Raw genomic sequence first — 22,059 nt, forward strand, 5'->3', positions numbered from 1 at the left:
GTTATGCCGCGTTACCTGGAACGGTTTGTGCCGGACGAGGATTTCCGGGCCGAGGGCCGCGACGGGGGTCTGTCTGTCGGGCGGCGGTGCGCGGCGAGGAAATCATCGACGATGCGTTCACAGTCGTGACGATCGATTGCGCGCAGCCCGGTGAGTCGAGCGAACGCCACCGGGCCGACGAGCTGGCACAGAATCAGTTCTAGATCGAAGTCGTCGAGATCGGCCCGGGCTTCAGGGCCTTCCAGAAGGCTGTTGAACGGCCGGCGATAATGGTCGATGATCCGCGTCCGCAGCGCGTTGCGATCGTAGGTCTCCTCTGTGCCGTCCGGTGTTGGCCCGAGCGCGACCCAGGCCAGCGTGGTGACATGCAGCGGCGCCTCTTGAAAGAGGGTCGCCTGTCGGCTCAGCAGCTCGATCAGCTGGTCGCGTAATGTTCCCGTGGCAGGTGGTGGGGTGACCTGCGGTAGCAACCGTTCAAATGTTGCGGCCAGCAGCTGAGTAGAGCTGCTGAAGTGCCGATACAGCGTGGTGCGTGCGACCTTGGAGGCTTTGGTGACCGCGTCTATGGTGACGGCTTCGATGCCACCGGCATTGAGGAGTTTCGTGGCCGCATCCAGCAACCGGGTCCGTGACCGAAGGCGGCGGGGATCGACGTCGTCGTCGACATCGACATCGACATCGATCGGGATTTCAGCGTCACGCTCCACGTAGTCACCGTAAACCCCCCACGGACCTGGCCTACAGCGAATCGCATCGGGGAAGTCGTTCAATCCGACGAACGGTACTAGTAGTATCGTAGCGATACTACTAGTACACTTCGGCGGTGTAGGCCAAGCACCGAAGGAGGATTGGTGATCAGGCAACCGGTCGAGCGGTTCGGGACCCGGGGGAGTCGACGGCGCTGCCCCCAATCGGCCGGCCGCGTGGCGATCGAAAAATCCAGCTTCTGCCTCCGCGCGGCGACCTCACGGACGAAAGACGTCAAATCCTGATGAATGTGCCGATTTCGCTGACTAAAACCCACCTCTGGAGACGTGCGGTTCGGGATATCCGGCTGGCCAGTCGCGGTATTGCCAAGCGGCTGCACCCAGCGCCGCCGGTCCACCAGGGCCGCGTTCGTCCACGTCACTATCCCCCTCGCTCTTGCTCGTACCTGGACGACGATCTGATGAGTCGGGAAATGTACGATCATGTTCGCGATGAGCCGATCAGGCTCAGTTCCCGGCTGGCATTTCGCCTACGGCGTTCGTGAGATTGTCAGCAGCCAGAGATGACCCATGGCCAACGTCAAATAATCTGCATACCAATGGATTACGCAATGACGTACCCGATACGGAACCGGCAACAGGACATCGAGGTCGAGCGCAAGGGCCGACGCGGCGTCGCGGCGTGGGCGGGCTGGCGGTAGCAATTTCGCCGACACCATGAAAGGGTACCGATAGTACTGTTGCGATACCATTGGTTTCTTTCCAGTAGTGGAGACGGGGGATGGTAGATACCGGGTGGGTTTCGTCGGGCGTGGCGACGTTGAGTCGGCCGGTCCGGGAAAGACTCCGTAAGGTCACCGCTGGTGAGGGCGTTTACAGCGATCGATTAGCCCGCGTGGCGCGGTTTAGTATCCGGCACAAGGTGCTGGTCATCGGTGCGTGGGTGGTGGCTGCCGGCGTCCTGGCCGCGGTGTTTCCGCAATTGGAAACAGTCGTAAAGCAGCAGTCGGTGAACCTCATTCCCTCTGATGCGCCGTCGCTCCAGACCGTTGAGCGGATGGGGATCGCATTCGGCGAGCAGGGGTCCAAGACGACCGTCTTTGTCGCGGTGGAGGAACCGACGGGCCTGAGTGCGCCGGTGCGTCAGCGTTACAACGCGATGGTTTCGCGGTTACGTGCCGATTCCAAGCATGTGCGACTGGTTCAGGATCTGTTGGCCGACCCGGTTACTGCCGGTCAGGCGGTGAGCCAGGACGGCAAGGCATGGTATCTGCCGGTCGGGATAGCGGGCACGCTCGGCGATCCCCGAGCGGCCGAATCCGTCCAAGCGGTGCGCGCTATCGCCGCCAATTCGTTTAGCGGTACCTCCACGACCGTCCGCGTAACCGGCCCTCCCGCGACGTTCAGCGATCAAATTGACTCGGCTGAGCAGGATTTGATTGTCGTCTCCGTCGTGACCGCGGGGCTGATCGCGCTGATTTTGCTGGTCATCTACAGGTCATTGTTTACCGCGTTGCTGCCACTGTTGGTTATCGGCGTCAGTCTGGGGGTAGGGCGTGGAGTGCTCTCGGGGCTGGGCGAAGCGGGAATGCCGGTATCGCAATTCACCATCGCGTTCATGACGGCGATTCTGTTGGGTGCCGGCACCGATTATTCGGTGTTTTTGATCAGCCGGTACCACGAGCAACGCCGCCAGGAGGTCTCGGCCGACCTCGCGGTGATCAATGCAACCGCCACCATCGGACGCGTGATCCTGGCCTCCGCGGCCACTGTGGCGTTTGCATTTTTAGCCATGGTGTTTGCAAAACTGAGCGTTTTTGGCGCGCTGGGCCCAGCGTGCGCGATCGCCGTCTTCGTCGGAGTCGCGGCCACCGTGACGTTGTTCCCACCGGTTTTGGCGCTGGCCGCTCAACACGGCATCGGCGAGCCCAAAGCCGACCGCACACGCCGCTACTGGAATTGGATCGCGGTGGCCGTAGTCCGCCGGCCCGGCCCATTGCTGGCCGCCAGCCTGGCTCTCGTGTTAGGGCTAGCGGCTGTGGCGCTGACCATGCGCATGAGCTACGACGACCGCCAAGGCCAGCCGCCCTCGACCGCCAGCAACGAGGGTTATCACCTGCTGGACAGACACTTTCGCAAAGATATTGTCATCACGCAGTTCATGGTCGTCGAATCACCGACCGATATGCGCACCGGTAAGGGCCTGGCCGACCTTGACGAAATGGCGTCTCGCGTGTCGCAATTGCCGGGTGTCACCAAAGTTTCCGGCGTCACCCGGCCCACCGGTGCGCGACTGGACCAGGCGCAGCTTTCTTGGCAGAACGGCCAGATCGGGACCAAGATGGCCGATGCCGTCGCCAAAGGAGACGCCCACAAGACCGATCTCACCAAACTCACCGGTGGCGCCGACCAACTCGCGGGCGGCTTGGCGCAACTTGACACTACCCTTCGCGCGGCGTTGACTCCGCTGACCGGGATCCTCAGCCAAGCCCAGTCCAGTGGGGCACAATTTCAGCGCTTTCGCCCGCTGCTGCAGCAGCTTTCGGCTACCACACCGACCATCGACCAAGCTATCCGAAGCGGGCCCGGCTTACGCCAAGAAGCTCAACAAGCCCAGAATGCGATCGCCACCATCGACCCGTTGGTTAATGCGCTCAATACATCCCCTTGGTGTGCCACCACACCCGAGTGTGCCCAGATCCGCGACCAGGTACGGATTCTAGTGACCTTGCGCGATGGCGGCTTTTTCAACCAGCTCGCCAACCTCGGCGACATGTACCAGCCGGGCGGCGATACGGCGGGGGGCACTATGGCAGACCTGCAGAACACGGTCACCTCGCTGAACAACGCGTTCGGAGCGCTCGGCGACCCCGCCGACATGGCCGGCAACATCCGCCGCCTCCAAAACGGCATCAGCCAGCTCGCGTCGGGCGCACAAGCCCTAGCTACTGGTGTGCACACCCTCGCCGACAGCAACATCGAAATGTTGTCCGGCATGGGTCAGATCGCCACGCAGCTACAGAATTCCGCGCGGTCTAGCGCCGGTTCGGACAACTCTAGCGGCTTTTACCTGCCCGCTAACGCCTTCGAGAATCGCCAGTTCTCCGATGTGGCGAAGCACTTTCTGTCTGCTGACGGCAAGACCGCGCGCTTTGCCATCGAATCCAGTTACAACCCCTACAGCAGCGAAGCGATGAATCTCGCGCAGAAGATCACCCGCGTTGCTGATGCCGCACGCCCTAACACCTCGCTGGCCAACGCACGGATTTCGATGGCCGGCTTCCCCGCCGTCAATTCCGATATCCAGCGCTTGCTGTCGGCCGACTTTCACCTACTGGCTTTCGCCACGCTCGTCATCGTCGGTTTGATCCTCGTCGTTCTGCTACGCGCCTTGGTGGCCCCGCTCTATCTGCTCGGTACAGTGGTACTCAACTACGGGGCCGCACTGGGCATCGGCACACTCGTCTTCCAATACGGCCTAGGCAAGGAAATCGCATGGCCCGTACCGCTTTTAGCGTTCATCATCTTGGTCGCGGTGGGCGCCGATTACAACATGCTGCTAATCTCGCGGTTACGCGAGGAATCTGCTCACAACGTTCGCGTCGGCGTGCTGCGCACGGTCGCGAACACCGGCTCAGTCATCACTTCGGCCGGGCTTATCTTCGCGGCCAGCATGTTCGGCCTTATGGTCGGTTCGGTCGCGATCATGATCCAAGCCGGACTCATCATCGGCTGCGGCCTACTCTTGGACACCTTCGTGGTCCGCACTCTCACGGTTCCCGCGATCGCCACATTGCTCGGTGAGGTCAGCTGGTGGCCTCAACGGAAGTCCTTGGCCCCACGCGGTAGAGCACGCTGACGATGACCTGTCACCCAAGGGACTGCATAGCGTGACCGGCGTGGACTTCGTCCGGTTCGACGAGCGAATCGCCGAGCAGATGCTCGGTGCGGCGGCGACTGCGGGTGGGCTGTCGACCTACCTGAACTTGCGCCATACCCAGCTAACCGCGGGACGATTAGTTGCCGAAATGGATGCCCGCGAGGACCTGCTTACACCGTTTGGGAATCTCCACGGCGGTTGTCTGTCCGCCATGGTTGACCACTGCCTCGGGGTGGTGTTCTATCCGGTCATGCCTGCAGGATGTTGGGTCGCCACAACAGAATTCAAGGTGAATTTGGTTCGACCTGTCTCGGGCGGAGTGTGCGTCGCCGTCGCTAACATCATTTCGTTGGGCAAGCGCAGCGGTGTAGCACGTATCGATATCACCAACAGCGGGATGCTTGTGTGCGCCGCTCAAGGCACCATTACCGTCATGCCGCCGAAAGAAACCAGGCAATGACTAAGGCCGTACATGCCTCTCATTAGGGGGCGTTCCGCCCGAGGGAAACGAACTACATGACCATTACTCAGGAGCGCATCCGCACGCGCGACGGCATCACCCTCGTGGCGGATTGTTACACGCACGCCACGACTGGTCCTGTGGTGTTGCTCCTCCATGGCGGCGGCCAAAACCGCCACGCCTGGGCCACCAGCGCGCGTCGCCTCCACGCCCATGGCTACACCGTCATCGCGTACGACACCCGCGGCCATGGCGACAGCGACTGGGACCCAAGCGGACAGTACGACGTCGAAAAGTTCGTATCCGATCTGCTCTCGGTACGAGACCACGTCAGCCCCGACGGTCCCCCCGCCGTCGTTGGCGCGTCGCTGGGCGGGCTGATCATCCTCGCTACCCACCAGCTGGCCTCACCCGACCTCTGGGCAGCCGTTGTCCTGGTCGACATCACCCCGCGAATGGAATTTGATGGGGCCCATCGCATCGTGTCATTTATGGCCGCACACCCCGACGGATTCCGCACGCTCGGTGATGCCGCCGATGTCATCGCCGAATACAACCCACGCCGCGCGCGACCCGAAAATCTCGATGGCCTGCACAAAGTTCTGCGCCAACGGAGCGACGGCCGATGGATCTGGCGCTGGGACCCCGCCTTCATCAGCTCCAACTTCGATGTCCTGCAAGGCAATCTCATGACCGGAAGCGAGGCATTCGACACCATCAGCGGATTTCTCGCCGAAGGAGCACGTCGAATCACGGCCCCAACGCTGCTCGTGCGCGGCGCACTTTCAGACGTCGTCTCCCAGGACACCGTCAACGAATTCCTCCAGCTCGTCCCGCACGCCGAAGCGACGGACGTCACCGGGACCGGTCATATGGTTGCCGGCGACAACAACGACGCGTTCACCGGCGCTGTCACCGACTTCCTCGACCGCACAATGGGGATGGCATGAGGATCCAAGCGTTGGACGCGACCCGCACTGCTATTGATCCTCGTTGAATTCGACGAATCCGGCCGCCATTACGACTAAGAGCCCTAGATGGTTCCCTACGTCCTGCATGTAGCGAATTACGTATTATCCGAGTCGTCCTCTTCGGCAGAAAGGTCGTGCCGAACCGCTCGGACTCGGCCCCGAGGCAGACACGCCATGTAGCCGTGCCGTTTGCCATAGAGTTCCCACGCGGTCGCTGCCGCGTCTGGGGGGACATCGATGCGGTGTCCACCGGAGAACCCGAGATGGAGCGACCCGTCATCATCGAACCAGGCCCGCGTGCATACCGCTCCGGCCAGGTCCAACAACGTCCGCTCTTCAGGCGAAAGGTGGGCAGGGTCGATCAACACCTCTTCCTCGGGCCAGGCTCCTACTGCAGGAAGCGTCAACCGCATCGGCCGGGAGATTACGAGCTCGCTGTAATCGTCGAGGTCGAGTACCAGGCCTTCTTTCAGTGAGACTCGCTGGACAGTGCACTGCTCGATCCATTGTGTGTGCATAGCCGCTCCCTTCGACACGTCAGCGGAGCCACACTTATAATACTGATCGTATCGCAGCGATACGATCGGTATCGCTATAGGTTGCCAGCACCCTCCCATGCATCCAGAACACGCCGTGTAGCTCTGTTGATGCACTTGCGTGTCTGCTCCGCTGTCGCCCGGCCGCCGACGAAGGCCATCAGGTTGGCCAGCCAGATATCAGCGATGAGGCTGGCAATCTGTCGCTCGTAGATTCCTTCCGTGCCGCCACTGAGTGCCCGTGCCAGCATGCTTTCGATCAGGTCGGCGGCATGTTGCGCCCCCAGAGCTTCATCGGTGTCAGCAATAATGAATGCGCGCATCACGGCCTCGGTGAGCTTCGCATTTTGCTGCCATTCGTCGTGAAGTCGGCGAGTCAAGGATTCCACTCGCCGAATCGGGGATGCCGCACACGTGCTCCAGTCGCGTTCTTGATCCAGCCGCACAAATTCACGGGCGAGTAGCGTCACCAACAGGTGGGTCTTCGACGTGAAATGGTCACACACCGACCCGACCGTGACGCCGGCCTGCTTGGCGACCGATTTGAAGTGGACCGCCTTGAAGCCGCCCAACGTTGCGACCACCTGGGTGGCATCGAGGATTGCTGCGTTGCTCGCGGTGTGCCTCCCAGGGCGTGACATCGCGGCCTCTGACTCAGCCAACAAGACACACACACCTCTCCTCGAGGATGGACCTAGCAACCTGAGGCTTGCGACGTGCCATTTTCCAGTGGAACGCCGGCAACCGGGACAGCGCCGTGAACGGCAGGCGCGAGCGCACTGTCTGGCGAGGGATTTAGCGGGCGCCTGGGGCCGCGGCTGCTCGCGAATATTCGTGGGGCAGCCGCTATTTCCCATGCAATCCGCGTCACCTGCCACGGTCCCCGACATCGCGACACCAGCAATAGATCCCCTAGTACTGTTGGTTTCGCTACGCTACTGTTCGTACAGTAACTCAGGAAGCAGCCTGGAATGTCGGATTGACGAAGGCGATGTCATGCCCTCCGCAAATACTGGCTCGTTAAGGGACCGGCGCCGCGCCGAGCTGTTCTCGCAGATCCAGGGCACCGCACACCAACTTTTTGCCGAACGTGGATTTGCTGCCGTGACCACCGAGGACATCGCTGCCGCTGCGGGGATATCCATCAGTACTTACTTCCGCTACGCGCCTACGAAGGAAGATTTGCTAATCGCGCCGTTGCGGCAAACGGTCGCCGAAATCGTTGCGGCCTACGGCGCTCAGCCATCGGACCAATCGGCAGCCGACGCGCTGATCGCGTTGTTTGCCGAAACCGCCTGGGACAAAACCAATCCGAACCCGCACTACTGGCAACAAGCCATGCTGACCGCCCCCCACCTACTGAGCGAACCGGCGCTGATCAGCGACAACGATGACCGCAAGTTCATCGAGCTCGTCGCTACAAGGATGGGCATCGATGCGGGATCCGACATCCGTCCCTCGCTGCTGGTCCACACGGGGTTGGCCACCGCACAATTCATACTTCGGCGCTGGCTGAGCGCAGACATTAAGACACATCCACCGCTGCACGTTCAGTTGGAACAGGCCTTGAGAATTACGCTGGCAGGATTCGACTAGGGCAGACTACTTTGAACCCCGGGGCATACGGTTGGCCAGGCAGACGGAATCTGATCCCGTCACAATCTTTGCCTGGGGCCCCACGGACACCGCTCGCCACGACCGCCCGCAGGGCGGCAACCAACTAGCCCAGCGACCCAACACGCTCACCCGATTAAACGAACCCAGCAAAGCCATAATCGCGATTAAAGAGCGCGACGTATCGCTAGTGTGAACGCTATGCCGAGCGCAATCGATGACACCCTTACCACCTGCGCCAACACGCACAATGAATAGGGAACTGCCCCCGGCGCGCGACTTCCTGGTCTCAGGCGGGTTCGGTGGCGCGGCAGCACTAGTCGCCGTACTCATCTTGGCCCTGATCGCGGTGGTGGCGCTGCGCCAGGCTGCCAAAAGGTTCCGCCTGCTATCCGAACAGCGGGAACGCCACCACCAGGAGCTTCGGGACGACGAACGGCACGCGGCGGCGATCAAGGAATGCCGTGAGCGCCTGGCGTGGGTCGTGGACAAAGGCAGCATGGAGCCGGCCGCGGCCGCGGATGCCACCGTGGGATTCGGGCCAGAGCTGGCGCTGACGGTTCTACAAGGCCTGCTCAGTGAGGCACGCCAGCTCGAAGACGCCACCTTGGCGGCCGCCGCAGCGGTGCAGCTCAAGCAATTCTCGCGGGTGCTGGCTCAACAAGGCAGCGCACTGCTGGCAACCGCCGACGCCGCGGCACCCGCGGCCGCCACTGGCGCTGACGAACCATCCAGCCCTGAGCCGGATCACCCACCGCTTGAGGTTGCCGCAGATGAAACGCCCAGCGCTTCACGCCAGCAGGCCAGCACGGGCGGCAGAAGGCGGCGCCGATGACCACGTTGCAGCAACACATCGAGGACCTCGATATCGAGGAGTGGGCCGCGTTGACCAAACGCGCTGCCATGGCCGCGGTGGCCGCCGCTGAACAGCTCGGGATACCCGCGTCCGAAGAGCTCGCCAGGGTCGCGGCGATGAGTGAACGTGAGCTCGTCGACCACCGCAACCGCTTCGGCTCGAGCCCCAAGCGCCTGTCCCCGCTGATGCGGCTCGTCCAAGCAGACCAGCTACGCGTCTCGGCCGAGCGTCAGGCCCGCCAAGCCGAGCAGGACAAGCAGGATGCTGATGCGGCCGCGCAGATGGCCCGAGATGAAGCTGCGCAGTCCGCCCGTGTGGCTCAGGACGCCCGGGAACGCGTGCGCGCAATCCAAGCTGAGGCCGCACGCAAGGACGCAGAGCGCGCCGATCAACGGCTGGGCGAACAGCAGGCCTTGCAGCAGTTGCGCGGCGAACTCGAACAAGCACACGCCGACCACGCCAGCGAATTAGCCGCAGCACACGAACGGACCCGCGCCGCAGAAGCACGCGCACAACAACGCGCTACCGAACGCGCCACCGAACGCGCGAGCACCCAACAAGCCCTCGAGGAGCTCCGCGGCCAACTCGAGCAGGCACACGCCGACCACGCCAGCGAACTGGCCGCAGCACACGAACGGACCCGCGCCGCAGAAGCACGCGCACAACAACGCGCCACCGAACGCGCCACCGAACGCGCAAGCACCCAACAAGCCCTCGAGGAGCTCCGCGGCCAACTCGAACGTGCCCAGGCCGACCACGCCACGGAGTTGGCCGCAGCACGCGGTCAGGCCGAGGGGCAGGTAGCGGCGGCCCGCCAAGCCGCTGATGAGCGGATCGCGCAGGCGCTCGCGGACGCCGAGGCTGCGACAGCTCAGGCGCAGGCAGACGTTGAGCGCATCGGCGCGGAGGCGGAGTCGCGGGTGGCCGCGGCGCATGAGCATGCCGAGCGGCAGGTCGCGGCGGCCCGCCAAGCCGCCGACGAACGAGTCGCGCGGGCACGAGCGGACGCCCAGGCGGCTGTTCTCGCGGAACCGGGACAGCTGGGGCTTGCCTTGAGCGTCCCTATTCCGACAGCGGAGCTGCGGGCGCACACAGGGCCGATCGAAGAGGCGTTGGCCGCGGTCCGCGAGATCGACTATCTGCTCGAAGCCGGTGTGGCCGACCAGCAAGCGCGTCAACCGTGGGACATTGAGCGAGTGCGCGTCTTGGTGCACACAGTCGCGCAGCAAGCCTGGGATTTGGCTCAGCAGTTGCGCGGTCTGCCGGCGCGGTACAGCGCTGCACCGCAGGTGCAGGCCGCCGACAGCTACGCCAGCGCTGCAGCCAGTGTCTATAGCGCGTTCCTGCAGCGCATTGCTGCCGCTAACGAGCGCCTGGCCAGCCGCGGTGACAGCCGTGATTCCGATGTCGTGGACGTGGTCGCTGCCATGTTGGACGACCACCCGTGGCGAACCGCCGGCTAACAGGTCGTAGCGGGAGCCGCCTTCAGCAACGAGCTGCCCACGTGGGCGAGCAGTCGCCGGCGCCGCATAACACGCAGGTGGGGCGGCCACCTTGTATCGGTGACCGCCCCACCTGTCTGTGTTGGAGCTAGTTGCGCCGGGTCAGACCCACTTGGCGGCTTCGTTCTGGTCGTAGTTCATCATGTTCATCGTGTTCTGCTCGTGGATCTCGACCAGGTTGTTGTGGCGCTGAGCGAGCTCCTCTTGCGCCTGGTTCCACTGGCTCAGCCACTGGTTGGCGGTCTGACCGGTGTCGCCTTGCCAGTTGGCGGCCAAGGCGGCCTGCTCGGTGCCGATGGTGGAACCGATCGAGCGCAGAGATGCGTTGTGGGTCCGCATCTCGCCGACGTGCGCGAGCATCGCCGGGTACTGGTAAGTGATTTGGCTCATGAGATGTACCTTTCGCTTCGTCTAGTGGATGTGTAGCCGGGGTTACCCCCGGGCTGCTACATGACGTATTCGCCGGCCGCGTTGGAGTCGGCGGTGGTGTAGGTGGTCGCGCCTTCGTGCACGTTCTGCTCGGCGATGGCCAGCAGCGCGTTGACCTTGTTGGCGCTTTCGACGAAGCGGGCGTGAGCCGCTTGGAAGGCCATCGCCGAGTCGCCCTTGTGGAAGGCCTGGGCGGCCTGGGCGGATTGCTCAGCGGCGGCCAGGGTGCTCTTGTAGATGGCCACGTTCTGACCGAAGCTGTTTCCGGCAGAGACCATGGCTGGAACGTTGGTGTCAAGCAGTCCCATTGTCGGTGTCCTTTCTTGGCGTACCGATGTTGATTTTTCGGTGGTAGTTGGGCTTGTCGTGAGTTGATGCGATCCGCAGTGCGTGGGTGAAGGCGTCCTAGCGGGTCATTGCGTACGCCTCCTTTTCGCTGTCGGCGTCCTCGTCGACAGCGTCGTCGGCGTAGGTGTTGACCCGTTGACCGCGGGCTCGGGTGTTGTGGACGCCGCCGCCCATCATGCCGCCGCCAGCACCACTGCCGCTGGAGCCGGCGGCGCCGGGGAGTCCGGTGGCAACAGGGGTGATGGCACGCGCGCCATTGGCCAGCGACGAGGTGGTGCTTGGCGCCGCACCCCAGGTGGAGGGCATCAACGGTCTGCTGGGCCCGCTGCCGAATGCACCGCCGGCCAGGCTGGTCATCCCGGCAGGGTTGAACCCTGCGAGGGCACCCGTGCCGGCGAAGCCGACCGGCACCGACTGCTGTCCCAGGGAGCTGCCCCCTCCGCTGAATTGGCCCAGCAAGCTGCTCAATTGCTGGGGTGCCTGCAACAGTTGTTGGGGGGCTTGGGTCAGCAGTTGTCCGGGGCCTTGGGTGAGCCCCTGGGCGGCTTGCGGGCCGATGGATGCGGCTTGCTGCAGGAAGCTGCCGGCCATGTTTTGGGTCAGCCCCTGCTCGGCGGTGCCGTCTTGGTTGCCGACCCCTTGTGCTTGATTTTGCGCCGGTGGCAGTTTGTCCGTGACCGATGCCGGGCTGCTCGCGGCTTTGCCGGCGAGCAGCTTGTCACTGGCAATATCGGAGCCGGTTGCCGCGCCGCCACCGGTGGTGCCACACCCGGCGGTATGGAATCCCGCTGTGACGGCGGTCGCCAAACCGGCTTCCCCGGTACCGACGCTCAAGGTGACCGGAGACATCGGGGTGGGGGGTATGGAGGTTGCGGCGGCGCTCGAGGCGCCATCCCAGGTGCTCATCACATCGGCGGCCAGCTGCCACATGCGCTGATAGTCGGCCTCATTGAGTCCGATCGGAATGGTGTTGACGCCCATGAAGTTGGTGCCGATCAGCACGCCGTGAACGAAGTGGTTTTCGAACAATTCCCCTAGGGTCGGCATCGCGCCGACAGCGCCCTCGTAGGCTGCTGCGATCTCGCCGTGGGATGCGGCCGTGAACGCCGCCTTGGCTGCGACGTCGGCCAGCCACAACAGCATCGGCTGGTGAGCGGCGACGAACTGGGTGGCTGCCTCGCCTTGATACTGGGATTCGACCGCCGCGATGATCCCTTCGAGTTCGGCCAGGGCCGCCATGTATTCCGCACTCAGATGCGTCCACGACGTTCCCGCGGCGGTGATTCCCGCCGCGGTCGCGCCGGCGTTGAGCAACGCCGAATGGACTTCGGGCGGCGCCGCCACCCAAATCTGGGCTAGGACCGTATCGAAGGACATGGGTGCACGCTTCGCAGATAACCGAAGTTAGACGCTGATGCCGGCGTTAGCCGCGTAGGCGCCGGCCTGGATGCCGTCGACGAGGGTGTAGCCGATACCGGATTCGCCGACGCCTTCTGAAGAGGCAGCTAGCTGGGTGTTGCCCATGCCAGCCATCGCCTGGTGCGACACGCCCTCAGCGACTAGGGATGCAGCGGTTTTCACCGACACCGCGTCTGCGCCAGGCGGCAGAATGGCCCCGGTGGCCACAGCATGGGCGGCGTTGGTGCCCAAAAGACGAGCGGTCAGTGCAGCCACCTGAGCTGAAGCGGCTGCCAGCGCTTCGGGTGTGACATCAACAAGCATGGAACAACATCCCCTCTGGTTTCACTATGTGCGATTGTTCCTGTAGTAATTGTCGCTGCCCCGCCTCAGTGCGGCCACCGACAATTCGCCTCCCCGTGGCGGTCCGGTTGAGAGCACGGTACCGCCAACACATGACAACTGCCTGTTATTGCATCAGGTGCAACTAACACGCTAACACCTCTATCGTGCACATTTAACATTCCGGTTACATTCGGTCGGGCATCGCCAACTGCGCATATCCCTCGTTTTGACCGCCGCTGGCCAGGACATAGCCGCGGCCTGGATCGAGGTCCTGGAATTTCATTCCACCGACCTTGTCGTTGACCGCTGTAGAACCCAGCATGATGCGGACGGCGTTTTGGTTGGCCAATTGACCCGGCACTGAATTGGGCGACATTTCCGCAGCAGCGGCTCCTTGGGCCCGGTGGGTCATGATCACCCGCAACCCCACCTCGTTGGCAGAGGCGAAATGGCGCAGCATCGGCTGCCAGGTCTGCACCATCCGACCTGATCCACTGGCCGGGACACCGCCGGCGGGGACGTGGTCATAAATCTGCTGCTGGGCGGGAATGGCGTCGAGGTCGTCGACGAAGAGGTAGATCAGCGCCCCTTGCAATTTCCAGGCCCGCTTTTCTTCCCAGGGCAGATCCTTCGGCGGTGTCCTGCCGTCGAGGACGTGCGCCATCTGCTCGAGGCGTTGGGCCATGGAGGCGAAGTCGGTCTCGTAGTAGTCCTCGCCCTCGATGAGCCGGGCGGTCTCTGCGCTGAGCCCAAGCCCCCTGTCGAAGACGCACACAATCGCTTGCTCGGGGCCCGAGCGGCGGGCGACCACGCTGCGTAGCAGGTGGGTGAGGAACGTCGTCTTGCCCTTCTCGTCGTCGCCGTAGACGCCCACGAGGGGGCTTCGGGTGAAGTCGTGCACCAAGGGCTGCAGGTCTCGGCCACGCAGGCCCAGGGCGAACTGCTCTCCGTCGAGCCGATCTTGACCGAGGCCGCTAACGGTGACCACTGCGGGCAGCAGTTGCGGGCACGGCACCGCGGGGTGGCCTGCGTAGTGCTGGGACACGGTGGCCACGGTTTCGCGCACCTTCTCGTCCAGGTTGTCCATGCTGGGCTGGCCGTCGAGGCGACCCACCGCGAAGCGGATGACATCACCGACACCGTTGATGCCGCGACCCAGATCGTGCTTGGGGATGCGGTCTTGCGGTCGGATCATCTCGTCGGTCTTCTGCGGCTTGATTTGGGAGTCCGACGCTTGGGAGAGTTTCAGCTCGAAGCGGGTGTTGATGTGGTTTTGCACCTCGTTGCCGAACTTCAACCAGCTAGCCGCCGAGATCAGCACATGCAGGCCTCGCCCGGCGGTGGCCAACCGTTCCACGCTCTTGAGGTGCGGGTTCTTCGGATTCAGCAGCGTGGTGTTGTCGTCGAGGAAGTTGTCCCAGCCGTCGACCACCAAGAACAGGTCGGTGGGGTAGCCGTCGTCGAGTCCTGGCTCATCGCCTTGGCTTCGGCGCCGCCGGAACTCACCGAGCGAGCCGATGTTGTACTGGTCGAAGATCCGCCGCCGGCGCGCGATGACGGCCTCGAGGTCGCCGAAGATCCGCAAGTTCAGTTCATTGCGCTCGTTGCCGCCGATCGCGCCGATATGGGGCAGGCCGTTGAGCGTCCCCACCGCGGGCCCGCCGTAGCTCATCACGTAGAACCCCACGTCGCGCGGGGAGTGGCGGGCGGCTGCGGACAAGATGAAGGTCTGCACCGCCATCGATGCTTCCTCTTTGCGCATTCCCAGGATCGACACGTTGCCGTCATCGACGCTGTAACTGAGCAGGCTGTGGGTCAGCTGGCGAGGCCGATCGATTTTGCCCAGCGGCCAGCACGGGGCCGCTGACGGTGCGGCCGCGTCGGCAGCAGCGGCCTCGGTCAGCACGGCGTCCAGCGGGATCGGCTCATCTAGCGGCGGTGACCACAGCTGCGGTGAGGGCTTACCGTAGGCGGCGGCCAGCTGCGGCCCGACGGTCAACACCAGCGACCGCGGCGGCCCCTCGATCACCGATTCGCCGGCGATTTCCTCTTCGATCACGGTGTCGGGGTCAGGCTCGACCCGACCGGCGGTGAACACCCGCGCGCGGGGCTTGGCGTTGATCACCTTGCGGCTGATGGTGGTCGGCGGCTCGTAGCGGGCAGGGAGCATGAAGCCGCGGTATTTCATCGGCTCGGCACCAGGCGCGCGCACGAAATAGCCTGTCCCTTTGACGTTTTTGCCGTCGGGAATGTGGTAGGCGTCGCCGTTGCCGATCACTTGCCGCGAGATGGATTCGCTGGCGACCTTCAACCCGATGCGGTAGTTGGTGTTCTTGTCGATGTCCTTGATGTGGCCCTGGTCGAGGGTCTGGCTGGCAAACAGAAAGAAGATCCCTTGCGAGCGGCCTTTGCGGCACACGGTGTCGAACACCTTGGCCATCTCCGGATGCTCCCTGAGCAGCAGTGAGAACTCGTCAATGATCACGAACAAGAACGGAATCGGTGGGAGGTCTTTGCCGGCGGCGGTGGCCCGCGCCTCGTTGTATTCTCGCAGCGACTCAAACGCCGCGCCTCTGATTCGGCGACCGGCGTGAGCAAACGCGACACCGCGCTGGTCGAGCAGTCCCAGGCAGGTCTCACCGAACCGCTCGACGTGGGATCTCTTTTCCTCGAGGTTGGTGATGACAGCAACCGCGTGCGGGTAACCGGCGAAGCCGTCGAAGCCGGCACCGTCTTTGAAGTCGACGAGGATGGCCTGCACGACGTCGGGGGAGTGGTGCGCAAAAAGGGTGAACACCAACGTTTTCAGCGACGTGGACTTGCCTGAACCGGTCATGCCGATCATCAGCCCGTGCGGCCCGTTGCCGCCGTCGGCTTCGTCTTTGAGGTCAAGCATCTGCGGTGCTCCGCTGGGCTGCAATCCCAGCGGAACCCGCAACATCGGTGACAGATCCACTGGCTCTCCGGTGCCCACGGGCAGCATCCGTGGTGCCCACAGCGACTCGACGTCCAGCTTGGCGGCGTTGGTGATCCCCAGCAACGCCAGCAGATTCTGCGCGGCTGCCGATTCGGCATTTTGCCGGCTGGTCGGCGCCGCGTCCCACTTCGACATTTGCCGAGCCACGTGCCGGGAGACGTGCGCGTCGAGCACGTCTGGCTCGGCGCAAAAGGTCTGCCAGCGAAAGTTCTGCCACGTGTCCATTTGCACCGCGGCGGCGCCGTCGTGGGCGTCACGGCCTACCCGCAGCAGCAGCTCGCGCGAGTGGGGCGCGTAATCGCGGTCTGGGCCGGCGGTCGCGCGATAGACGATCACCGTGACGCCGTCGCGTGCGGCGATGCGCCGCACGACCTCGTGCGGGGCGCCGGGGTCATCGACGACGACCACGACGTGTTTGTGCGATTTGCTCACCGCCGCCGAGTCTGTGTTTCCTTTGTCGTCGACGACCTTGTCGCGATCTTTGATCAGCGGGCTCAGCATGGTCTCGACGTCACGCAACGAGATGCCGAGCAACCGTGCTGGTCCGGCGCCGTCGATGTCGTGGCTTTCGGTGTGCGGCAACCACTTCGCCCAGTTCCATTGCGACTCCAGCCGCGGCGAGGCCACCGCCAAAGCGATGTCGTTGGGGGTGTGCCAGCACACCAGTTGCGCGATCCAGGCCCGCAGGATCGCCCCGAAAACAACCTGGTCACCGTAGACGGTGATCATGCCGAAGCCGGCCAGGTCAATCGCCTTGGGGCAGTGGGGAATCGATTGCTGCACGGCCCGTAGATGCTGCAGCGCCGTGTAGGTGACCGGTTCCAGATCGAGTTCGGACTCAACGGGTTTGACCTTGATTTTGCTCTGCAGGCGCACCTCGTCACGTCCGACGCGCACGTGCAGATAGTCTGGGTCTGTAGCGCCGCGTTCCCACATTCGAGGTGATCCAATCACCGCTTCTAGCACCTCGGGGTCTGGGTGTGACCACTCCGCGCTAGCTTTCTGTGTGGCCGCGACCTCCCGGATTTCTTCACCTTTGCCCGACAGCCAGCGCAAGTACTCCGCGCGTTCGGAATTGACTTCGGGCGTCGACATTTCGCTGGTGCCGCCCTGGGCCTGCATGGACTGAAACAGCGCGATCACCATCATGGCGACAAAGAACAGGTACATCGGCTGCATCTGCCGGTACCCAGTCATGAACATGAAGATCACCATGACGACCATCGACGCGCCGAAAACCCAGGGCAGCGCCTTCTTGAGGGCGCCGACTTCCACGGTGCGTGGCAGCTCCGGCGGGGGGTTGAGGGTGAAATCCTTGGCCTTGTGCTGGGGGCCGGCCACGCGGCGCCGATGGGGGAATCGTTCTCGCATCAGGGCTCTCCATTATCAGTGCGCAACCAGCGCATCGGCTTTGGACAGGGTGGGGCCGGGGGCGAACAGGCTCAGCACCGACCAGGGAATCGGCAGTGGAGGCGAGCTCAAGCCCAGCACTTCTGCCGTGGATGTCGTTGACTGGCCGGCTGCTGGGTCCTCCAAGCCGTAGCGCACGCCGAGGTCAGAGACCCAAAACAGCGACTCTTTGGTCGTCGCCTGCGGTTGCTGCCCGGTGACTTGCACGTAGTAGCCGTTGCCCCGGGGCAACACGACGCGCGCGGCGGTGGTGGGCCCGGCGCCAGTGAGCCCGACGGACTTGGCGTCGGCGGCAATGGGCAGGCTCTGCCCGGACAGCAGCGTCAGGCTCGACGTGGGCGCGCCGCCCAGTTTCACCCATTGCCCACAGGTCACAGGGTCGGTGTTGGGATCCATGATCCGCAGCGCCGATGACGGGTAATCGTCGACCGAAATCGGCGTGGCTTTGGGCGCTTTGGCGACCTGGTCTGGCGTCAGGGCGGGCGGCTCGACAAGACCATAGGCGTCGTTGGCGCGCAGGATCGCCGCCACCACCGGGGAGATGGCCTGTAGCCCGTCTGCGGTCACGACGTAGTAGCGGATCTGGTTGTTGGTGTCATGGTCGATCACCACCGAGGCGACCGGCGGGGGCGTCTGTCCAGGGACCGGCCACACAAAGCGGGGCGGATCGCCGGCGTTGGCGACGAACGGCACCACCAGCGGCGCGGATTCGGGAATCAGATTCAGCAGTGAACGGTTGATGGTCCGCGGTGCGGGTGTGTCGGCGTTGATCCCCACTGCCGCGGTGACCGCGGCGTTGTGCAGGTCGATTTGACTGCGTTTGCCGCCCCAGATCAGCCAGGCGGTCTTGCCGCCGTCGCTGGTGGCCAGCACCGCCGAGGACGCCGGCAGCGCCGCCGCATGTCCTGGGCCGGCAACCGGATCGCCGAAGATAACCGTTGCGCCGCTTTCCGCGCCGCCGATGGCGTCACACACCATCCAGCGCGCGTCGCGGACACTCGACTGCACCATGCGCGAGGGCGCATTGGGGATGCCCAATGTGTTGCCCAGTGGGAACTTGTCGATCTCGCTGGATTTCACCACGGTCGGGGTGTCGGGATGGCCCGAAATCAGGCGGGCGCTGGCCAGGTTGAGCACCGGATGCAGTTCATCGTTGACCACCACATACAGCGCGTTGGTGGATCGGTCAGCCAGCACGTGCTTGGTGCCGGTGACGCCGGCGGGTTTGAGGATCGACAGCACCAACGCCCCGGCCACCAGCACGGCCGCGATCAGCGTGCCCACGCTTAGCGCGCGGCCCTGCCGGCGTAGCGGATCGGTGAGCATCCGCGTGTCACGCAGCGCGACGCCGTTGCTGATCCGGCGGATCAGGAACCGCCAGCCCGAAACCTGGTGGCGGGTAACGAATCCCCAGGGCCGCTTGCGCGCCGCGGTCGGGCCTAGCTCGACGCTGCGGGACTTAAACCCCCGCCGCGGACGTGGGGTGACCGGTGCGCTCATCGCGCGCCTCCGTCGGCTTGGGTACCGCCGCGGCGCCATAAGTCGGGTTCAGCCGAACCCACCGGCTCTGCGCGCTGCGGGGCCGCCGTCCCTGCGAGCGGTCCTTGATTGCGGTCGTGGCGCGATAACTTGATGTTCTGTTCCTTGTCGGCCCGCTCGAGTTCACGCGCCACTGCGGTGCTCACGTCTTCGGCGGTGATGGTCTGCAACTCCTCGGCGGTGGTGTCGTCGTGGTCGAGTTTGCCGGTGACGTCGAGGCGGTGGTCGCGCTGCTCCTCGGCGAACTGGATCAGGTTCTCGCTGAAGCGGGCGTTACCCAACACGTCCATCGCCGGACGGCGCCGCCCGCTGGTGTCCACGGCGGTGGCAGCGGCGAGCTCGGCGTAGGCCGCGCGCAGCGGCTCGGTATCGGAGATGATGCTGCCGCCTTTGGCGGCTTTGCGCACCGTGATCTCCACCAGCTCGTCGACGGTGTAGGACGGCAACCTGATGCTGCGTGTAAACCGGGACCGCAGCCCCTCATTGGAGTCGCGGAATTCCTGCATCTTGTCGGCATAGCCGGCCGCAATCACCATCAGCTTGCCGGCGTGATTTGTCATGGCGCGCAACAGTTCAGCGATCACCACCCGCCCGTAATCTCTCTCCGAATCTGATTCGGTGAGGGCATAGGCCTCATCGATGAACAGCACCCCGCCGCCGTCGTCGATGATGCGGTCGATGATCGCCTTGATCTTGGCTTCCGAGCCGCCGATAACCCGGTCCACCAAATCTGAGCGGCTGACTTCGACAAAGGTGTCCGACGGCAGCACATCGGCAGCACACAGCAGCTTGGCGATCACCCGGGCGATCGTCGTCTTACCGGTGCCCGGTGGGCCTTCAAGTATCAGGTGCAGCGATTTGTTGCGCACCGGCAGCCCGAGAGCTTCGCGTCGCTTGTCTCCGCGCACGCTCGATTCCAGCCGCGCGATTTGGTCTTTGACGTCGACCATGCCGACGAAGTCGGCGAGCTCGGCGGCGGCTTCGGCCTTGAGCTCTTCGCGGCGAGCCGCTCCGAGCTGGCGCGCGAAGTCACGTTCGCCGGGCTCGGTGTCGGGATCCCAGTAGTCGTTGCGGGCATCGATGCGCGCCGCGGTGGTGGGGTGGATACCGAAGCCCGGATCGCTCAGCGCGGTCGCGATCGTCGAGCGCACATGGTCGGAGACCCCCACCACGGCGTAGGCCTCGTTGAGCAGCGCGGTAGCCGCCTCGGCGCGGCCCAGCGCTCGAGCGCACAAACCCGCACCGAGCAGCGCCTCAGCGCTGGCCGCCGCGATCGGCCCCTGCCCCTGGCTGCTCAATTGGTCAAATCCCTGCTCCCACAAGCCCAAATAGGCGCCGGACAAACCGAGGGCCACCTGGACTGCTTGGTGCAGGAACGGATCGTTGCGTACCTGTGCGGCCAGCGGCGCCAGGACCCGGCGCACGTCATGCCAGCGTTTTGCCCGGAAATAGACCACCGCCAACACCCAGCCGGCAGGGCCGGGGACGGCCGAAAGCACCCGGTCGGTAAGCAGTTCGCCGGCGCCGGCGTAGTCACCAGCGGCGGCGCGCGCGGCCGCGCACGCCATGATGACGCCGTCGGCGCCGCGCGCGTGCAGCTGGATGTACATGCCGGTATCGAAGGCGAAATCGATTGCGTCCGCGGCCACGTCACCGGCCGTGATCAACTCACCGCAGGTGTCCAGGGCGCGGTAGGCGTTTTCCAGGACGGCGCGGCTGACGTCTCCGCTGGCCGCCAGGCCCAGCCATCCGTCGCACTGATCGGGGTACTGCGCGGTCAGGCGCTCGAATCCGCTGCGCGCGGCGCGCTTGTCGGGTACCTGCCGGCGTCCGTACACCTCGGCGCCTAGGGCTGCGCAGCTGCTCAGGAAGAGGTCCAGCGCGTCGCTGCTTGTCATCGCTGCTCCACGACCGCGGCGACTTGGGCGCTGACGTGTTGTGACACCTGGGAATATCCTTCCTCTGACATGGCCAGCAGCAGTTCACTGAGCTTGTCGCCGGGGTAGCGGTCAAACAGGTCCGCGGCGAACGACGCCTCGACGATCATGCCGTCGCCGTCGAAGACGAGCGTGTTGTCGCCGTCGGGGCAGCTCACCGTGACCCGTAGTTGTTCGAGGTTTCGGCGCGCCGATCGGATTCGTTCGAGGAATTGCTGGCCGCGCGCCATTTCGGCGACCACAGCGGGGTGCAGGGGGATATCCATCAGAAGATGTCGCCTAACACTGGTGGGCTGATGGGATCGCACAGCGGGTGCGCCACCGCAGCTGACCCCAAGGGGGTCGCACTGTGGTGTGCGGCGGCTGGCCGCACCGGCTGATCGGTCATGCCATTAGCGTGGCACAAAAGTGCGACAGCGGGGGGTGCAAGGGTAAGCCACCGCTAGGCGTCGTCGCCGGTCGCGGTTGCTTTCTTGCGGGCAGCGATGCGCGCCTTGACGGCGTTGTGCGCTTCGGGTTTGACCACGGGCTCAGCTTTGGCGGCAGCCCCGACGACTCCGGGCCTTCCTTCGGGTTCGACTTCGGGTATTGGCTGCTCGTAGCTGTGCACCTTCTTGGAGTCGGTGCCTTCAGCGTGGCGCCCCATCGGCATCATGCCCATGCCGCCGGATCCGCTGGCGCTCGCGGCGGCGGGGGCCGCCGGCTTGCTCGGCGCGGCAGGAGGCGAGGAGGCCGGGGTTCCGGTCAGCCCGGCCGAGTGGACCCCGCCCAGAACGGCAGGTTTGATCGGGCTGCCACCGCCTCCACCCTTGTGGGCTCCACCTCCTGCCGGATGCGCGTGAGTTAGCGCGGCGGGCTTGATCGGTGGTTTGGTGGCCTTGGCCAGATTGCCAGCCTGCTGGCTGAGCTGCTGGCCGAGTTGGCCCAGCGACTGTAGAGGATTGGCTTGGCCCAGTGACTGCATCAGCGGACCGAGTGCCCCCATGAGGGAGCCGAGCATGTCCTGGAAACCCGATCCTTCCCCGGACGTCGCTTTGGACGTCTGCGGGGTGCCATCACCTGATGTCGGCGCGTGGGGATCGTCTTGTTGATCGGTTTGGCCCGGTTTGTCAGCGGTGTTGGGCGTGGGTGAGCCGGGAGCGTTTGGGGT

At 64.4% G+C, this 22,059-nt stretch carries 17 protein-coding genes and 1 pseudogene; 6 read left to right on the forward strand and 12 right to left on the reverse strand.

The features are described 5' to 3' along the window. Positions 1-11 precede the first annotated feature (11 nt). Entirely contained in the window at positions 12-707 is a 696-nt protein-coding gene (locus tag BST14_RS07495; RefSeq protein WP_036473479.1) for a TetR/AcrR family transcriptional regulator, read from the reverse strand. Between the two features lie 781 nt (positions 708-1,488). Between BST14_RS07495 and BST14_RS07500 the strand changes: the two genes are divergently transcribed. From BST14_RS07500 to BST14_RS07510, 3 genes are all read left to right on the forward strand, one after another. Beyond that, positions 1,489-4,566, forward strand: coding sequence for an MMPL/RND family transporter (locus tag BST14_RS07500; RefSeq protein ID WP_081285076.1), 3,078 nt, complete (start codon positions 1,489-1,491; stop codon positions 4,564-4,566). Between the two features lie 79 nt (positions 4,567-4,645). After that, positions 4,646-5,047 (forward strand): PaaI family thioesterase, encoded by a 402-nt coding sequence (locus BST14_RS07505; RefSeq protein ID WP_100882369.1) that lies wholly within the window; start codon positions 4,646-4,648, stop codon positions 5,045-5,047. 56 nt (positions 5,048-5,103) lie between these two features. Then, positions 5,104-5,997, forward strand: coding sequence for an alpha/beta fold hydrolase (locus tag BST14_RS07510; protein WP_023870467.1), 894 nt, complete (start codon positions 5,104-5,106; stop codon positions 5,995-5,997). A 116-nt stretch (positions 5,998-6,113) separates the two neighbouring features. Here the strand turns inward: BST14_RS07510 and BST14_RS30810 are convergent, their stop codons facing one another. Together BST14_RS30810 and BST14_RS07520 are read right to left on the reverse strand one after the other, a co-directional pair. Continuing rightward, a complete protein-coding gene (locus tag BST14_RS30810) occupies positions 6,114-6,536 on the reverse strand; it encodes a DUF6188 family protein (protein WP_036473472.1) in 423 nt (140 codons plus the stop codon). 74 nt (positions 6,537-6,610) lie between these two features. Further along, the gene (locus tag BST14_RS07520) at positions 6,611-7,216 is read right to left on the reverse strand and encodes a TetR/AcrR family transcriptional regulator (RefSeq protein WP_225337321.1); all 606 of its coding nucleotides are present in this window, start codon (positions 7,214-7,216) and stop codon (positions 6,611-6,613) included. A 334-nt stretch (positions 7,217-7,550) separates the two neighbouring features. On the opposite strand from BST14_RS07520, the gene BST14_RS07525 reads away from it, so the two are divergent. The 3 genes from BST14_RS07525 to BST14_RS07535 all read left to right on the forward strand — a co-directional run bounded on the left by BST14_RS07525 (position 7,551) and on the right by BST14_RS07535 (position 10,487). Then, positions 7,551-8,150 carry a TetR family transcriptional regulator gene (locus BST14_RS07525; RefSeq protein ID WP_023870462.1) on the forward strand — a complete coding sequence of 200 codons (600 nt, stop codon included), beginning with the start codon at positions 7,551-7,553 and terminating at the stop codon, positions 8,148-8,150. A 268-nt stretch (positions 8,151-8,418) separates the two neighbouring features. Then, positions 8,419-9,003, forward strand: a complete 585-nt coding sequence (locus tag BST14_RS07530; RefSeq protein ID WP_036473470.1) for a hypothetical protein — start codon at positions 8,419-8,421, stop codon at positions 9,001-9,003. Then, positions 9,000-10,487 (forward strand): coiled-coil domain-containing protein, encoded by a 1,488-nt coding sequence (locus tag BST14_RS07535; RefSeq protein ID WP_036473468.1) that lies wholly within the window; start codon positions 9,000-9,002, stop codon positions 10,485-10,487. The genes BST14_RS07530 and BST14_RS07535 overlap by 4 nt, the downstream gene beginning before the upstream one ends. A gap of 141 nt (positions 10,488-10,628) precedes the next feature. On the opposite strand, the gene BST14_RS07540 is transcribed toward BST14_RS07535, so the two are convergent. From BST14_RS07540 to BST14_RS07580, 9 genes and pseudogenes are all read right to left on the reverse strand, one after another. Continuing rightward, the gene (locus tag BST14_RS07540) at positions 10,629-10,916 is read right to left on the reverse strand and encodes a WXG100 family type VII secretion target (protein ID WP_036473467.1); all 288 of its coding nucleotides are present in this window, start codon (positions 10,914-10,916) and stop codon (positions 10,629-10,631) included. Positions 10,917-10,972: 56 nt separating this feature from the next. Continuing rightward, positions 10,973-11,263, reverse strand: coding sequence for a WXG100 family type VII secretion target (locus BST14_RS07545; protein WP_036473466.1), 291 nt, complete (start codon positions 11,261-11,263; stop codon positions 10,973-10,975). A 97-nt stretch (positions 11,264-11,360) separates the two neighbouring features. After that, entirely contained in the window at positions 11,361-12,680 is a 1,320-nt protein-coding gene (locus BST14_RS07550) for a PPE family protein (RefSeq protein WP_036473464.1), read from the reverse strand. Between the two features lie 27 nt (positions 12,681-12,707). After that, positions 12,708-13,025, reverse strand: coding sequence for a PE family protein (locus BST14_RS07555; RefSeq protein ID WP_036473460.1), 318 nt, complete (start codon positions 13,023-13,025; stop codon positions 12,708-12,710). Positions 13,026-13,230: 205 nt separating this feature from the next. Continuing rightward, positions 13,231-17,394, reverse strand: coding sequence for a type VII secretion protein EccCa (gene eccCa, locus BST14_RS07560; RefSeq protein ID WP_064942974.1), 4,164 nt, complete (start codon positions 17,392-17,394; stop codon positions 13,231-13,233). 15 nt (positions 17,395-17,409) lie between these two features. Next, on the reverse strand, positions 17,410-18,933 hold the full coding sequence (eccB, locus tag BST14_RS07565; RefSeq protein ID WP_036473459.1) for a type VII secretion protein EccB: 1,524 nt from the start codon (positions 18,931-18,933) through the stop codon (positions 17,410-17,412). Continuing rightward, positions 18,930-20,870, reverse strand: coding sequence for a type VII secretion AAA-ATPase EccA (gene eccA, locus BST14_RS07570; RefSeq protein WP_081285072.1), 1,941 nt, complete (start codon positions 20,868-20,870; stop codon positions 18,930-18,932). The genes eccB and eccA overlap by 4 nt, the downstream gene beginning before the upstream one ends. Then, positions 20,867-21,175 (reverse strand): YbaB/EbfC family nucleoid-associated protein, encoded by a 309-nt coding sequence (locus BST14_RS07575; protein ID WP_036473458.1) that lies wholly within the window; start codon positions 21,173-21,175, stop codon positions 20,867-20,869. The genes eccA and BST14_RS07575 overlap by 4 nt, the downstream gene beginning before the upstream one ends. A 176-nt stretch (positions 21,176-21,351) precedes the next feature. After that, positions 21,352-22,059: pseudogene (locus tag BST14_RS07580) on the reverse strand (Fis family transcriptional regulator); the annotation flags it as partial.

It is taken from the genome of Mycobacterium arosiense ATCC BAA-1401 = DSM 45069 (assembly GCF_002086125.1).
In the GTDB taxonomy this organism is placed as follows: domain Bacteria; phylum Actinomycetota; class Actinomycetes; order Mycobacteriales; family Mycobacteriaceae; genus Mycobacterium; species Mycobacterium arosiense.

Excerpts from the sequence above, each read along its gene's own strand:
- BST14_RS07500 (WP_081285076.1), top strand. The coding sequence starts at position 1,489 with ATGGTAGATACCGGGTGGGTTTCGTCGGGCGTGGCGACGTTGAGTCGG.
- BST14_RS07505 (WP_100882369.1), top strand. The coding sequence starts at position 4,646 with ATGCTCGGTGCGGCGGCGACTGCGGGTGGGCTGTCGACCTACCTGAAC.
- BST14_RS07510 (WP_023870467.1), top strand. The coding sequence starts at position 5,104 with ATGACCATTACTCAGGAGCGCATCCGCACGCGCGACGGCATCACCCTC.
- BST14_RS30810 (WP_036473472.1), bottom strand. The coding sequence starts at position 6,536 with ATGCACACACAATGGATCGAGCAGTGCACTGTCCAGCGAGTCTCACTG.
- BST14_RS07525 (WP_023870462.1), top strand. The coding sequence starts at position 7,551 with ATGCCCTCCGCAAATACTGGCTCGTTAAGGGACCGGCGCCGCGCCGAG.
- BST14_RS07530 (WP_036473470.1), top strand. The coding sequence starts at position 8,419 with ATGAATAGGGAACTGCCCCCGGCGCGCGACTTCCTGGTCTCAGGCGGG.
- BST14_RS07535 (WP_036473468.1), top strand. The coding sequence starts at position 9,000 with ATGACCACGTTGCAGCAACACATCGAGGACCTCGATATCGAGGAGTGG.
- BST14_RS07540 (WP_036473467.1), bottom strand. The coding sequence starts at position 10,916 with ATGAGCCAAATCACTTACCAGTACCCGGCGATGCTCGCGCACGTCGGC.
- BST14_RS07545 (WP_036473466.1), bottom strand. The coding sequence starts at position 11,263 with ATGGGACTGCTTGACACCAACGTTCCAGCCATGGTCTCTGCCGGAAAC.
- BST14_RS07550 (WP_036473464.1), bottom strand. The coding sequence starts at position 12,680 with ATGTCCTTCGATACGGTCCTAGCCCAGATTTGGGTGGCGGCGCCGCCC.
- BST14_RS07555 (WP_036473460.1), bottom strand. The coding sequence starts at position 13,025 with ATGCTTGTTGATGTCACACCCGAAGCGCTGGCAGCCGCTTCAGCTCAG.
- eccCa (WP_064942974.1), bottom strand. The coding sequence starts at position 17,394 with ATGCGAGAACGATTCCCCCATCGGCGCCGCGTGGCCGGCCCCCAGCAC.
- eccB (WP_036473459.1), bottom strand. The coding sequence starts at position 18,933 with ATGAGCGCACCGGTCACCCCACGTCCGCGGCGGGGGTTTAAGTCCCGC.
- eccA (WP_081285072.1), bottom strand. The coding sequence starts at position 20,870 with ATGACAAGCAGCGACGCGCTGGACCTCTTCCTGAGCAGCTGCGCAGCC.
- BST14_RS07575 (WP_036473458.1), bottom strand. The coding sequence starts at position 21,175 with ATGGATATCCCCCTGCACCCCGCTGTGGTCGCCGAAATGGCGCGCGGC.